Raw genomic sequence first — 14,489 nt, 5'->3', positions numbered from 1 at the left:
GAGCCGGGTGATGAGGGTATATTAAGTAATTCTTCCATTATTTATAATTGAAAGGCAAAGGTAAAACAATTTAAATAAGTGACAACCGAGCGCCTGATTACAAAAAGCAAACGTTAATGGAATTTCTCACCTTTTGAAAGCATTATCAAAATAGCGTTCATCCGCTTCGATCTGGTTTCCGGTTTCTTCGCCGTTTGCAAACGCCAGGCGATGGCATATTTATTCGCCTTATTCAAAGATTCAAAAAAAGACTTCGCCTTTTCATTTTTTTGCAACTCAGTCATGAAATCATCCGGAATTGTAATGTTATTAGGAGAATCATAAGCTATTGCCCAACTCCCATTAACTTTGGCTGCTTCTACCTTTTCAATACCGGAAGGTCTCATTTTGCCAACCGCGATAAGACGCTCTACGTGTTCAATATTCTTTTTTGACCAAACACTCTTCGCACGACGAGGAGTAAATTTTCTTAAATAGGACCGTTCATCATAGGGTTTCAATTGCCCGTCGATCCAGCCGTAACACAGCGCTTCATCCAAAGCTTCCGGATAAGTAATGGTCTTTTCGCCCGACTCTTTTTTATATAGCCGCAACCACAAACCTTCCGAGCTCTGAAAGTTCTTTGACAACCATATTGCAAATTGCTTTTGCGTCGCGAAAGCAAGTATCGCCAATTCCTTTTTATCAGATTTATCCAAAACTTTCATTTATTCAATTTTAATTATTAACACTTACTTACAAATTTAAGATAATAATCTACCTTTTTTTGTTTTGACTGCGTTACCTTCAGATTCAAAATTCAAACATCATAAACCTTTAATAAAATGACTTCAGAGATTATTTACAAAGGCGAGCTTCGTGCAGATTGTAGACATTTGCAGAGCGATAGCATTATTGAAACAGATGCCCCTACAGACAATAAAGGCAAAGGCGAACGCTTCTCTCCTACCGACTTAGTAGCAACCGCGTTGGGTAGTTGCATTATCACTACGTTGGCCATTAAAACAGACACTTGGGTTATAAATTTAGTTGGTACAAAACTGGAAATAACGAAAATCATGAATCCCGAACCACGCAGGATTGCTGAGATTAAAGTAAATATTTATTTCCCGGCAAATTTGCAACTCGACAATAAACAAAAAAAGATTCTGGAAACGATTGCCCGCACTTGCCCCGTAGCAAGAAGCCTGCATCCTGATTTGGTTCAAACAATCAATTTTCATTATTAAACATTTTAGCGGTTTTCCTAATTCATCGCTCCAGGCATTATTAAATTATACGAAAGAAAAAGGACCATACTCGTGGAAACGACGAAAAAGAACAATGCTTCTTTTAGTAAATAGATATAATTGAAATACTTATCGGCGGTGTGTTCAAAAAGGTATTGGAGCGGCTTAAAAAAGCAAATGCCGGATCCGAAAAGCAAAAGGTATCATCAGAAGCAGAAGCCTGGAGAAGGACGGAAAAACTGATTAAGAAGCAAGATTTGCCGAGCAGCAATAGACGAGAATAGAATTACATCAGAAAATTGGTCGCCTGTTACCCGAAATAATGCGTCAAATAGGTACAATAATGATAAATCCAACCGATAATACCTCCTAACTATAAGTTATAGTTTTCTGCTTTGAGCTTTCGGTTTCAATGCAGTACCTTTGCATATTCCAAATTATGAAAGCAAGAACTTTAACCAAAGACAAAGTAAATATTATTACTCTGGGTTGTAGCAAAAACCTCGTGGACAGTGAGGTATTGAGTGGGCAGCTAAAAGCCAATGATATTGACGTAGCACACGAAAACGATAAGCTCGACCACAACATTGTGGTGATAAATACTTGCGGCTTTATTGATAAGGCAAAGGAGGAAAGCATTAATACAATCCTGGACCAGGTAGATTTAAAAAAGCGGGGAAAACTAGATAAAGTATACGTAACTGGTTGCTTAAGCGAACGTTATCGCGGAGATTTAGAAGCCGAAATCCCAGAAGTAGATGCATGGTTTGGCACTATGGAATTACCGCTGATACTTAAAAAATTTGAAGCCGATTACAAAGCAGAATTACTGGGCGAACGTTTTTTAAGTACCCCCCAACATTATGCTTACCTCAAAATTAGTGAAGGCTGTAATCGTACTTGCTCCTTTTGCGCCATCCCCCTTATGCGTGGGGGGCATATTTCCCGCCCTATGGAAGATCTGGTCAAAGAGGCCAAAAACCTCGTGAAAGGCGGTGTAAAAGAAATTATGCTCATCGCTCAGGAACTAACTTATTACGGATTAGACTTATACAAAAAGAGAAGTCTTGCTGATTTACTGAACCAACTTGCAGACGTTGAAGGATTGGAATGGATTCGTTTGCATTACGCTTACCCCAATAAATTTCCAATGGAGGTTTTAGAAGTAATGCGCGACAGAAAAAACATTTGTAACTATCTTGACATGCCCTTGCAACACGCAAGTGACCATATGTTAAAAGCGATGAAACGCCAAAGCACACGCAAAGAAATGGAAGATTTAATTGCGGCTATTCGTGCAACTAATCCCGGTATTTGTTTACGTACGACGCTAATCACCGGATTCCCTGGCGAGACCTTGGAAGACGTAGAAGAAGTGAAAGATTTCCTGATCAAAAATCGTTTTGATCGGGTGGGCATTTTCCAATATAGCCATGAAGAAAATACGAGCGCCTATGAATTGGAAAATGATATTCCCGCAGCTGAGAAACAGCGTCGTGCAGAAGAAATAATGGAAGTGCAACAAGAAATTTCTTTGGAAAAAAATATGGAAAAAGTTGGACAGACGTTACGGGTATTGATCGATAAAAAAGAAGCCGGCAGGTATTTAGGCCGTACCGAATTCGACAGCGTGGAAGTAGACAATGAAGTAGTGATTCATTCAAAAAAGAAATTGAAAATTGGGGAATTCGTCCAGGTAAAAATCACTAAGGCCTATGATTACGATCTGGAAGGAGAAGTAGTTGAATTGTAATATGGAACATTTATAAATATCGAATTATCACCTTTTAGTTTTTTATTTTTTCTGGTTTTTAATTTGCATCTATAAACAAAAAATAAGTTTGTGAAATAGTACTAACCTTGTTCTTTCTTTTGGTAATTACAGGCCGAGTTATTCAAAGGCCGGTATTTGCTGAAAAGTATAAAAACAATACTTATTATACTGTTGAGTGCCTCTTTGAATAGGCTGGTTGTAAAGTATATAAATTTCATGATTTGGATAATCCTGTTTATTTTACAAATTGCAATGGAGAAACTATTAGAACAACAGATAACATAGAAGTCAAAGCCCTATAAAGATGAGTAAATATTAATTACTAATTCGTTATAGTTATTACAGTTTGTTCCGAGAAAAGAGATGAATAATTATATGAAAGAAAGCAATTGTATCGCAAAATATATTGATTATAAGGACACGGGCTATTTCTCAAAAATAGCCATTGATTATATTGAACAAAAGCGGGTATTGCAACCTTTTTGGGCTCACCCTATTTCTGAAGAAGGATTGCAAAATGCAATTAATGCAAGAGCTAATTTTCCACAGTCAACGAGAGAAATTTTAGCAAGTGAACTACAAAAACAATATGCAACGGTGTCTGTTGAACCAATTGTTCAGCAGCATATCCTTTCTTTAAAAGAAAAAAATACTTATACCGTCACCACTGCGCATCAACCCAATATTTTCGGCGGCCCGCTATATTTTGTTTATAAAATTTTACATGTTGTAAAATTGGCTCAAATGCTCGAAAAAAAATATCCACAGCAGCATTTTGTACCCGTATTTTATATGGGAAGTGAAGATGCCGACCTAGAGGAATTGAACAATATTTCCATCAACGGAAAAAAATACATTTGGCAAACCAGACAAACAGGCGCTGTCGGCAGAATGCAAGTAGATAAACAATTAATTTCATTAATTGATGAAATACAAGCGCAGATCGGCGTGGAGCCTTTTGGAAAGGAATGGGCAGAGAAACTAAGACAAGCATATACCTTTAATAAAAGCATCCAACAGGCCACATTAGAATTAGTCAATGATCTTTTCGGCAAATATGGTGTTTTGGTCATAATCCCGGATAACGCTGCATTAAAGAACATATTTGAACCTATTATTACCAAAGAAATTAAAGAACAATTTTCATACAATGCCTTACAAGAAACGGTTGCAGCATTAACAGAAAAAAATTATCACGCACAGGCGTCCGGCAGAGAACTTAACCTGTTTTATTTGTTGGAAGATAAAAGAGAACGCATAGAAGTAGTTAATGATAAATATTTTGTAACTGCTTTGCAACTTGAGTTCTCACAAGAAGAATTACTGGAAGAAGTAAAGAGATTTCCTGAGCGTTTTAGTGGAAATGTTGTATTACGCGGTCCATTTCAAGAAACTATATTACCGAATGTAGCCTTTGTAGGGGGCGGTGGCGAAATTGCCTATTGGCTTGAAATGAAAAAGGTATATGACGCAGTAAGCATTCCTTATCCACTTTTGTTGCTGCGCAATTCTTTTTTATTAATCAATCAAAAACAAACGGCAACCATTGAAAAATTAAATTTAGAAGCAGCAGATTTTTTCAAAAAGGAATTTGAAATTTTAGATAAAATTGTTGCCCAACAAAAAGAAAAAATTTCATTAGAAAAAGAATTCAATGGCTTAAAAACGATATACGAAGAAATAAAAACCAAAGCGGCAGCGGTTGACACGACCTTAACAAAACACACAGAAGCCTTGTACCTAAAGGCCCTCCAGAAAATAGAGCATTTAGAAAAGAAAATTGCTTCCACACAAAGAAAACAGTTGACAACGGAGCAAAGACAAGTTGTCAAATTAAAATCACAACTTTTCCCCAACAATAGTTTGCAGGAACGGCAGGAAAATATCGCCGGATTTTATGCCAAATATGGCTCACATATTTTCGATATTCTATTAGAAAATTCTTTGACGATTGAAGAAAAATTTCAGATAGTAAATTTCGACAGATGAGGAAGCCTGTCAATAGATCAATCTTATTTAGCATTCTTCTTGTTCAGCTAACATTCTATAATATTTCATAAAAATAAATGACGATTTCCTAAGATTACGCTACCCACTATCGTTAATTTGTATAACAGATAACTTTTACTAACTAATCGCAAAGGCGCAGCGCTATGTCGCGAGGTGGGCAAAAGATTTTTTGGAAACCCTACAGTTTAAGTAGCATTAAGAAATCTTACTCCATGCCGTTTTACCTTTTATAGAAAGTAAATAGTTTTTCAAAGGAACATTTTCCTGTTTTTCAATATTTTCATCGTCCTCAATAAGTCTTTCGGCATACAGTTTTGCAGCCTCCAGCATTTCTCTATCATTGATTAAACTGGCCAACTTAAAATTGAGCGCCCCGCTTTGACGAGTACCTTCAATTTCGCCCGGACCACGCAATTCCAAATCCTTTTCGGCAATTTTAAATCCGTCGTTAGTAGCACACATAATTTTTATTCGTTCACGCGCATCGCCACTCAATTTTTGCCCGGTCAATAAAATACAGTAACTTTTTTCCGTTCCACGTCCCACTCTTCCACGTAATTGATGCAATTGTGAAAGTCCAAACTTCTCTGAGCTTTCAATAATCATAACACTAGCATTCGGTACATTTACACCTACTTCAATCACCGTTGTACTCACCATAATTTCCGTTTCACCGCTTACAAAACGTCGCATATTTTCTTCTTTCTGCTCTACAGGTTGACGACCATGTACCATACTTATTTTGTATTTATGCTCTGGAAAGTAGGTCTTTACTTGCTCGTATCCTTGCATCAAATCTTCATAACTCATTTTCTCGCTTTCTTCAATCAGGGGATAGATTACGTATATCTGACGACCTTTATCAATTTCTGTCCTTACAAATTCCATTACTTTCATGCGATGAATATCGGTACGATGGATGGTGGTAATTGGCTGTCTTCCCGGAGGCAACTCGTCCATCACACTATAATCCAAATCACCATAAGCAGTCATTGCCAATGTACGTGGGATAGGCGTCGCGGTCATCACCAATACATGTGGCGGGATGGCTGCTTTGCTCCACAACTTTGCCCGCTGCGCCACACCAAAACGATGTTGCTCATCCACGATTGCCAGGCCCAAATTTCTAAACTTTACTTTATCTTCAATTACCGCATGCGTACCCACTACCATTTGCACTTCACCTTCTTCCAATTCTTTTAATATCTGTCTGCGTGCTTTTACTTTAGTGCTTCCCGTAAGTATTCTAATTTCTACTGGCAAATCTTTTAATAATTCAGATAGGCCTTGGAAGTGTTGCTGTGCCAATATTTCCGTTGGGGCCATCATACAGCTTTGGTATCCATTATCCGCAGCCAATAACATGGCCAATAAAGCAACAATGGTCTTTCCACTTCCTACGTCACCTTGTAACAAACGGTTCATTTGATGTCCTCGCGCTGTATCTTGACGAATTTCTTTCAGCACTCTTTTTTGTGCACCCGTCAAAGTAAAGGGTAAATATTTCTCGTAAAAAGTATTGAACAAATCGCCTACTGAATCAAATAATATCCCCTTGGAATGCCTGTTACGACCAATTCTTGTAATATTATGCCTTATCTGCGCAATAAACAATTCTTCAAATTTCAGTCTCCTCAAGGCTTGTTGATAATACTCCTGCGAGGGAGGATAATGAATATCCCCGTAGGCTTTTAGTCTCGGTGTCAGCTTTAAAGTATCCACGAAATAAAGCGGAATATTCTCAGGCAAATCTTTTAACGAAATTTGTGGTAATAGATTATAGACCAATTTTCCAATTTGCCGCCCATTCAATCCTCTTGCTTTTAACTTTTCTGTTGTCGGGTAAATTGGTTCTAAAAATGGTTTCCCCTCAGCATTGATATCAGCAGCAATTTCCATTTCTGGATGCGACATTTGCGGTTTGTTGTTAAAAAAACTCACTTTACCATAGACCAGCCACTCCAATCTTCGCTCCAATAATTTCTCTATCCAGTTCGCACCCTGAAACCATACCAGTTCAAGATTTCCCGTTCTATCTTTTAATTGTGCCACTAGTCTTTTTGCTCTACCCACACCTAAAACTTGCCATTCATCAATATGACCCCTCACTTGTATAAAATCGGTGTTGGAATTAATATCAGCAATAAAATTTATTTGTGTGCGGTCTATATGTCTCAACGGAAAATGATTGAGCAAGTCGCCGAAAGTATGAATGTTCAATTCTTTGCGCAACATATCACCCTTCAAGGGACCGACTCCTTTAAGGTATTCAATGGGGCTTTCTAAAATGGACGAATTATTCATCTTTGAATGAACAACAAAGTAAGGGATAATTTGACAACAATTATTTAGAGAGATAGAGTTTTTCAGGGCATTTTTGCATTATTAAGCAGACATCTATAAAAATTACTTTTACTTCGGCTATATTATCTGTTCTTTTATCAAGGCCAACAGTAGATTTTGCAGTATCAAAATGACCTAATGATTTTAAGAAATGTTGTGATAATGCCTATGAACAGATAACCCCCGAGTATAAATGACGGATGGCAATTATCACAATTAAAACGTCGACAAGATCCCTAAATCTAATTCCTATGCTTTCTGACAGGATATACCGATTACTTCCTTTTACCTCTTGGACCGCCAACACCTCATCGCAGGATGAAAACAGAAATGGACAATGGGTTTGGATTAATTAGATAAATACAACAAATTCTTCCTTAGTACGGATTGTACAATCCAAAATTTTGATATGTATAAATATGCACAACGTTTTGCTCAAAAACAACGGATACCAATGCGTATTTGACAATACTCAGGTTAAGAGATGAAGGCGACTCCCGCTCCAACGCATTTGTTGAAAATCACAAATATCAACTCATTAACCAAATTAACCGATAGGGGATCTACCTGATATTCTTAGTCATCTGCCAGAAAATGAAGACAAGTAAGTTCACTCAAAAATAATTCACAAAATAATAAGGGCTCCATTAACCTAACAATCGTTATTTTTGGGAAAATTATAAGATAAAATGAATAACAAAACAGTTTATATCGTCTCAGCGACACGTACACCCATTGGAAGTTTCGGCGGCTCATTGAAAGATTTATCCGCAACGCAATTAGGAGCTCTCGCTATTAAAAGCGCGGTAGAAAAAGCTGGATTAAAACCTAATCAAATAGATGAAGTGATCATGGGTAACGTACTACAAGCCAATCTCGGACAAGCTCCTGCAAGACAGGCTGCTAAATTTGCAGGCTTACCCAACGAAGTGATTGCTACTACCGTTAATAAAGTTTGTGCAAGTGGAATGAAAGCAATTGCGTTAGCAACACAAAGCATTTTGTTAGGGGATGCTGATATAATTGTTGCCGGAGGTATGGAAAGTATGAGTAACGTCCCTTTTTATTTGCCCAATATGCGTTGGGGACAAAAATATGGAAATGTTGAAAGTATTGACGGTCTCGCCAAAGATGGGTTGACAGATGTGTATCATAATTATGCTATGGGAAACGCAGCAGAATTATGTGCGGAAGATTGCCATATTTCTCGAGATGCACAAGATAGTTTTGCCATTGAAAGTTATACTCGTAGCCAAAATGCCTGGAATGCAGGAAATTTCTCGGAAGAGATTACGCCAGTTTCTATACCACAAAAAAAAGGTGATGCCCTTATCGTAGATAAAGACGAAGAGCCTTTCAACGTAAAGTTTGGAAAAATCCCTCAACTAAAACCTGTGTTTAAAAAAGATGGTACAGTAACTGCGGCAAATGCTTCTACAATGAATGATGGAGCCGCTGCATTAGTTCTGATGAGTAAAGAAAAAGCAGAACTGCTTCATATAAAACCTATCGCAATTATTAAAAGTTATGCTGATGCGGAGCAGGCACCGGAATGGTTCACTACAACGCCATCTTTAGCGGTACCTAAAGCTATTACCAAGGCGGGGCTTAACCTGCAGCAAATCGATTTTTTCGAATTGAATGAAGCTTTCTCTGTAGTTGGGCTAGCTAACATCCAAAAAATGAATTTAGATGCCGCAAAAGTAAATGTAAACGGTGGTGCAGTTTCTCTTGGACATCCACTTGGCTGTAGTGGCGCAAGAATCATTGTTACGTTAATAAATGTATTAAAACAAAATGGCGGCAAACTGGGTGCCGCTGGCATTTGCAATGGAGGTGGCGGTGCCAGCGCGATGGTAATTGAATTAGTTTAAACTTCTCTTATCTTTGTGACAAAAATATTGAATGAAGAAATTCACACCGCTTTTTTTATCATTGGTTTTCTGCATGTGTATTCAGTCACACACACAAGCACAGAAACACCAAAAGAAACATAACGATTTTTTGGTTACCAATAATAATGACACCCTTCGCGGCCGTTTTCAAAAGAAGATTTTTGGCCAGCCATACTTTATTATCAATGGCAAAAAATTATTGCTCGATCCTCAAACTTATACGGCTTATTCGACGCAAGGGAAATTATTTCGAAGTATTCAATTATCCACAGTCACAGACCCGCAATGGATGGAATGCTTGGAAAACGGTAAAATAAATTTATATCAATATGTACTATTAAATAGTAATCATCCAGGTTCACCCTCTACAAGTGTCATCTGGCTGGCACAGAAAGGAGGAGGTCCGCTCCTAAACGTAAACGGGATACTTTCTTCCCAATCGGTAGCCAAAGAGAATATGACCACGCTTATTATAGACAAGAATGATATTTTAAAAAAATTTAATGACCTACCATTTAATACACGATCAATTCAATACATAATACACGAATATAATAACGAAAAATAAATAGCTACAGCGGAAAATTTACTATTCCGCTGTTTTTTATTTCGCTTTACCTATTTTCGTAAAAATTGTTGCAAAGGATGAATATTGTAGAAGTAAAATCAGTCCAAGACAAAAAGGATTTTATAGAAGTTGCTGCCCGCATAGGCAGCAACTTCCCCAATTATGTGCGAGCGTTGGATAACGATATAAATGAAGTATTTGATCCGACGACAAACAAATATTTCGAGAACGGGCAGGCTTGCAGGTGGTTACTGAAGAAAGACAATAAAACAATCGGCCGCATCGCGGCTTTTGTTTACGACAAATATTTAAATGATGGCACCGATTTCCCTACAGGTTGCGTCGGATTCTTTGATTGTATAGATAACCAGGACGCGGCTAATTTACTTTTTGACACAGCTCAAAACTGGCTTAAGAAACAAAATGTCGATGCAATGGATGGTCCTGTTAACTTTGGTGACCGCGACAAATGGTGGGGTTTATTGATAGATGGCTTTGACGAAGAACCAATCTATGGAATGGCTTTCAATCCACCTTATTATCAAAAGCTATTTGAACAATACGGTTTTCAAAATTTCTACAATCAATATTATTATGCCATGAATATTGACGATCAATTACCTGAAAAATATATTGAGCGCCATGCAAAATTTGAAAAAAAACCAGATTACAAAGCCCGCCATATCGACATCAATAATATTGAAAAACACGCCGAAGATTTTGCCACGGTTTACAATGCTGCTTGGTCGCAGCACAAAGAAGGTAAAGAGATTGAGAAGGAAGATATTGCTAAACTCTTTATGAAAATGAAGCCTATTATTGATGAACGTATCATTTGGTTTGCTTATTACAAAGAAGAGCCTATTGCAATGTGGATTAATATTCCGGATCTTAATCAATATTTCAAACAATTCAACGGCAAGTTTGGCTGGCTGCAAAAACTGCGTTTGCTTTGGATGAAGAAAACAGGGGCCTGCAAAAGATTTACAGGTATTGCTTTCGGTGTTGTACCGAAATATCAGGTGCTCGGTATTGACGCATTTATGATTACAGAAGGTTCAAAATTTATTCAAGCAGAAAAGTCTTATAGTAGGTATGAAATGGGGTGGACGGGCGATTGGAATCCGCGTATGCTCAATATTTACAAAGGTTTGGGCGGAAAACAAAGTAGGCATTTAGTTACTTATCGATACATATTTAACAACAAACATAATTTTGAACGGCATCCTATAATGGATTATTCTACAAAATAAAATTAAATGAAATCTTACAAAGAGCTTAAAGCCAAAAAAAACATTGCATTAGTAGCACACGATCACAAAAAAGATGATCTAATCGATTGGATAGATGCACACAAAGAAGAATTGATTAAACACAATCTTATCGCCACCGGTACAACCGGCGCAAGAATAGAAGAAAAAATTGGGGTCCCGATTCAACGTGTAATGAGTGGGCCATTAGGTGGAGACCAACAAATGGGTTCAATGATTGCGACAGGCCTAATTGACATGGTTATATTCTTTTGGGATCCAATGGAAGCCCAACCACATGACAGCGATGTAAAAGCATTGTTACGCCTCGGCGTGGTATGGAATATTCCTATGGCTTGTTGTCCTGCTACTGCTGACTTTATACTTTCTTCGCCATACATGCAAGAAACATATAATTCTGAAGTTACTGATTATTCTAGTTATTTAAATAGAAAGATTACCCCTTAACAAGCCTTCCCTTCATGACAAAAATTGGTTTACTTTCCGATACCCATAGCTACCTTCCTGAAAATATTTTCATCCATTTTAAAGATTGTGATGAAATATGGCATGCCGGCGATGTCGGTGATGCGACTATATTGAAGTCGCTCAGGGATTTTAAACCTTTACGTGGCGTGTATGGTAATATTGATGGGCAAAAAGTGCGTGAAACATTCCCTTTAGAAAATATCTTTTTTTGTGAAGAGATAAAAGTTTTAATGAAACATATTGGAGGCTATCCAGGACACTATGCACCGGGGGTAAGAGATTTAATCAAAAAGGAAGAACCGCAACTTTTTATCAGTGGACATTCGCATATATTAAAAATCATGTACGATGACAAATTACATTGTTTACACATGAATCCGGGCGCCTGCGGCAAACAAGGTTGGCATCAGGTACAGACATTGGTGAAATTTGTCATTGATCAACAAGAGATAAAAGATTGCCAAGTAATTGAATTAGGGAAAAAATAAAAAAGGATAGATAAGCCGAAGAAATTTTCGGCTTATTATTTTTCAATAAAAATCTTTTCTTAGTTAGAAGTGATAAACGACTGCGACTAATGCGCTAACTGTGGAATTTGTCGTTCCACTGTTAGCTTGAAAGATATCTTCTGCAGCATGGTCATACCTCAACTCAGGCATAAGCAAAAACTGACCACCCAGTTTGTAATTTAATGTTAGTGTTAAGTCCGTAAGTTTTGTAGCAGGCAATAAACTTGCTTTTCTATCTTCGACGTATTCACTCCTCAAAGTAAAGCCTAACATATTAGTTGGGTCATAGTTTAAATATAAAGCAGAGCCCCACCAGCTTTTATTTCCTACGGTCGAGTTAATATCTTCTCTAAATTGTATCGTACCATTGTAGCCCAAACTAAACTGTTTGCATAAGGTAGAAGTCAACACAAAGTCCAATTGGTGTAAACTTTTTAGATTATTGTAGGTAACCAAAGGGTTTGCATTCGTCCCATTTTTTGCCCCCCAAAAACCTTGGTAATTCAAGTACAGGCTTGTTTTACCAAAAGATTCAGATATCTGTCCCAACAACGTTTTCACCAGGGATACAGTAGTAACGACATCCGTCGGATTAGCCACACCCAACATTATACCTAAATGTCCTTTAGTATATTGTGCCTTAAAACCTGTGTGCGAGAATGGACCGTAAGAAAACATATAATCCATACTGTAATTTCTATTAACGTATGGATCTAACACTTCATAGCCAATATGTGTAGCCCATTTACCAAGCGTTAATGTAATATTTCTTCCCGCGGCAAAACTTACATACAGTTGCTTAACAGACTGAAGGGTACTATGCCCGTTTGTAATTCCCCCATCGGTGTAAGAAAACTCCTCCGCTCTTCTGCCGTAACCTAAATCGGCGGTAGCAGATATTTTACCGTCCATCGCCGAAGCATCAAAGCGCAAAGAAGCCATTCCCAACTCAAAAGAGTTTTGCGAGTTAGTAAAACTTGTCAAATTATTGGTAGCTCCAGCGGGTGCGTTAAAATTGTACCGATAATAACCATCCACCGAACCACTAATTTTTAATGTAGGTGCTTTCTTTGTTGAGTCTGTTAGATTTTGCGCCATGGCAGCGGAGGCAATTATTTGAGCCATTACAACAAACACCATACATATTCTTTTCATACGCAAGCTTTTTAGTTCAAAAAACGATCAAACAATTCCGAAGATTTGCAATTCACACTAACTGTCTGAGTTTAAATGGGAAACTAATAAAAACACCTTGAATTAAACGGTTGATTCCATTTCCCTTACCTAAATCAAAGATTAACTGATAATCTATGGATAAAGAGATCAATTTAATAAATTAGTTTTTTTAATATTTTAATATAATTAATCAAAATTACCATTATAAATTCATAATACATACTTTATTTGTAAATAATTTTAAAATAAATGCAATATTATCGAATATATGACTTATTTTACTGTATATATATAATTTAATAATGTTAATTATTTCAGCAATTTTTCATTTAAGGAAAATCAATAAATGGAGGGCATAAAGAAACTGCTCCTGAATTCAGGAACAGTTTCTTTTAAAGTTGTAGGGTGAAGGACAGCTCCATCGAAGGGTCATTAATATAAATATATGAAATAAATGATATGTTTGTTACCTATTACACCAATTCAATTATTTGAGTCTTTTTGAGAATTAGGAATTTTATTATGTTCCAATGGAGTTGATGTTTGACGACATAAACCAAGATACAATATTCTTTAGAGGAGATATATTTCTACATTCGCCATATGAATTGTTAATAGAGGAGATTTAATAAAACTGCCTTTTTATATTAATTTTGCAAACAAGAAAAAAAATATTTATTTTACGTTAGATATAACTAGGTAAATCGAGATTTTACTTAAATAATGCATATGAAGAACAGATCGGCGGTGGCAATAATAGCATTCCTTCTTGGGGGAATTTGAGCACATCATTTTTATCTTCACCACACAGGCGATTATCGAACTTATAGATTGTATTATCTTTCTGATAATGGATGATGAACAATTTAATATAAAATACAATAATGGCGAAGCAGCAAATAATATTAATATAAATATAAATGTTACTGGTGGACTGGAAAAGTTCTCTGTTCTTTAAAAGAAAGGGGGTATCGTCAGTCAAACGAAATATAATACCTGAAAATCTAAACTTCTTTAATAAATCAAAAACACAATTTTTATGGGAGAACTCAGCTTCGAAAAATTACTAATTATTGTAATAGTTATAGGCATACCTGTAACTATAATTGTGCTGATTGCAAGAGCTATAAAAGTGGCAGGAAAAAAGTCAGCTAATCCAAAAAGTTCGTCTCCAATTTCTTCTGCTGACGAATTAGAAAAGGTATTTCAGTTAAAGGAAAAGGGGATTATTACACCGGAGGAGTTT

General features: G+C 36.8%; 12 protein-coding genes. 9 read left to right on the top strand and 3 right to left on the bottom strand.

Annotation, left to right across the window (positions count from 1 at the left end; genetic code table 11):
- Positions 1-113: 113 nt before the first annotated feature.
- Positions 114-707, bottom strand: coding sequence for a YdeI/OmpD-associated family protein (locus tag ACQR30_RS04760; RefSeq protein WP_429732014.1), 594 nt, complete (start codon positions 705-707; stop codon positions 114-116).
- 117 nt (positions 708-824) lie between these two features.
- Between ACQR30_RS04760 and ACQR30_RS04755 the strand changes: the two genes are divergently transcribed.
- The 3 genes from ACQR30_RS04755 (at position 825) to bshC (ending at position 4,992) form a co-directional block, all read left to right on the top strand.
- Positions 825-1,229 (top strand): OsmC family protein, encoded by a 405-nt coding sequence (locus tag ACQR30_RS04755; protein WP_429732011.1) that lies wholly within the window; start codon positions 825-827, stop codon positions 1,227-1,229.
- A gap of 439 nt (positions 1,230-1,668) precedes the next feature.
- A complete protein-coding gene (gene rimO, locus ACQR30_RS04750) occupies positions 1,669-2,982 on the top strand; it encodes a 30S ribosomal protein S12 methylthiotransferase RimO (protein WP_429732008.1) in 1,314 nt (437 codons plus the stop codon).
- A gap of 396 nt (positions 2,983-3,378) precedes the next feature.
- Entirely contained in the window at positions 3,379-4,992 is a 1,614-nt protein-coding gene (gene bshC, locus ACQR30_RS04745; protein WP_429732005.1) for a bacillithiol biosynthesis cysteine-adding enzyme BshC, read from the top strand.
- Positions 4,993-5,208: 216 nt separating this feature from the next.
- On the opposite strand, the gene recG is transcribed toward bshC, so the two are convergent.
- Positions 5,209-7,317, bottom strand: a complete 2,109-nt coding sequence (gene recG, locus ACQR30_RS04740) for an ATP-dependent DNA helicase RecG (protein ID WP_429732002.1) — start codon at positions 7,315-7,317, stop codon at positions 5,209-5,211.
- Positions 7,318-8,045: 728 nt separating this feature from the next.
- On the opposite strand from recG, the gene ACQR30_RS04735 reads away from it, so the two are divergent.
- The 5 genes from ACQR30_RS04735 (at position 8,046) to ACQR30_RS04715 (ending at position 12,046) form a co-directional block, all read left to right on the top strand.
- Positions 8,046-9,230 (top strand): acetyl-CoA C-acyltransferase, encoded by a 1,185-nt coding sequence (locus tag ACQR30_RS04735; protein ID WP_429732000.1) that lies wholly within the window; start codon positions 8,046-8,048, stop codon positions 9,228-9,230.
- 31 nt (positions 9,231-9,261) lie between these two features.
- Entirely contained in the window at positions 9,262-9,819 is a 558-nt protein-coding gene (locus ACQR30_RS04730; RefSeq protein ID WP_429731997.1) for a hypothetical protein, read from the top strand.
- A gap of 77 nt (positions 9,820-9,896) precedes the next feature.
- Entirely contained in the window at positions 9,897-11,072 is a 1,176-nt protein-coding gene (locus tag ACQR30_RS04725) for a hypothetical protein (RefSeq protein WP_429731994.1), read from the top strand.
- A gap of 6 nt (positions 11,073-11,078) precedes the next feature.
- Positions 11,079-11,537 (top strand): methylglyoxal synthase, encoded by a 459-nt coding sequence (locus ACQR30_RS04720; protein ID WP_429731991.1) that lies wholly within the window; start codon positions 11,079-11,081, stop codon positions 11,535-11,537.
- A gap of 14 nt (positions 11,538-11,551) precedes the next feature.
- Positions 11,552-12,046, top strand: coding sequence for a metallophosphoesterase family protein (locus ACQR30_RS04715; protein ID WP_429731988.1), 495 nt, complete (start codon positions 11,552-11,554; stop codon positions 12,044-12,046).
- A 63-nt stretch (positions 12,047-12,109) separates the two neighbouring features.
- On the opposite strand, the gene ACQR30_RS04710 is transcribed toward ACQR30_RS04715, so the two are convergent.
- The gene (locus ACQR30_RS04710; RefSeq protein ID WP_429731985.1) at positions 12,110-13,222 is read right to left on the bottom strand and encodes an outer membrane beta-barrel protein; all 1,113 of its coding nucleotides are present in this window, start codon (positions 13,220-13,222) and stop codon (positions 12,110-12,112) included.
- A gap of 1,060 nt (positions 13,223-14,282) precedes the next feature.
- Here ACQR30_RS04710 and ACQR30_RS04705 point away from each other — a divergent pair.
- Positions 14,283-14,489 (top strand): hypothetical protein (locus ACQR30_RS04705; RefSeq protein WP_429731982.1); only part of this gene is annotated, 207 nt, incomplete at its 3' end.

Origin of the sequence: Arachidicoccus sp. (assembly GCF_050436765.1) — a bacterium.
In the GTDB taxonomy this organism is placed as follows: domain Bacteria; phylum Bacteroidota; class Bacteroidia; order Chitinophagales; family Chitinophagaceae; genus Arachidicoccus.
The sequence above is the reverse complement of the archived record's forward strand: the minus strand, read 5'-3'. Positions and strand labels throughout refer to the sequence as shown.

Excerpts from the sequence above, each read along its gene's own strand:
- ACQR30_RS04755 (WP_429732011.1), top strand. The coding sequence starts at position 825 with ATGACTTCAGAGATTATTTACAAAGGCGAGCTTCGTGCAGATTGTAGA.
- ACQR30_RS04735 (WP_429732000.1), top strand. The coding sequence starts at position 8,046 with ATGAATAACAAAACAGTTTATATCGTCTCAGCGACACGTACACCCATT.
- recG (WP_429732002.1), bottom strand. The coding sequence starts at position 7,317 with ATGAATAATTCGTCCATTTTAGAAAGCCCCATTGAATACCTTAAAGGA.
- ACQR30_RS04720 (WP_429731991.1), top strand. The coding sequence starts at position 11,079 with ATGAAATCTTACAAAGAGCTTAAAGCCAAAAAAAACATTGCATTAGTA.
- ACQR30_RS04760 (WP_429732014.1), bottom strand. The coding sequence starts at position 707 with ATGAAAGTTTTGGATAAATCTGATAAAAAGGAATTGGCGATACTTGCT.
- ACQR30_RS04725 (WP_429731994.1), top strand. The coding sequence starts at position 9,897 with ATGAATATTGTAGAAGTAAAATCAGTCCAAGACAAAAAGGATTTTATA.
- ACQR30_RS04715 (WP_429731988.1), top strand. The coding sequence starts at position 11,552 with ATGACAAAAATTGGTTTACTTTCCGATACCCATAGCTACCTTCCTGAA.
- ACQR30_RS04730 (WP_429731997.1), top strand. The coding sequence starts at position 9,262 with ATGAAGAAATTCACACCGCTTTTTTTATCATTGGTTTTCTGCATGTGT.
- ACQR30_RS04710 (WP_429731985.1), bottom strand. The coding sequence starts at position 13,222 with ATGAAAAGAATATGTATGGTGTTTGTTGTAATGGCTCAAATAATTGCC.
- bshC (WP_429732005.1), top strand. The coding sequence starts at position 3,379 with ATGAAAGAAAGCAATTGTATCGCAAAATATATTGATTATAAGGACACG.
- rimO (WP_429732008.1), top strand. The coding sequence starts at position 1,669 with ATGAAAGCAAGAACTTTAACCAAAGACAAAGTAAATATTATTACTCTG.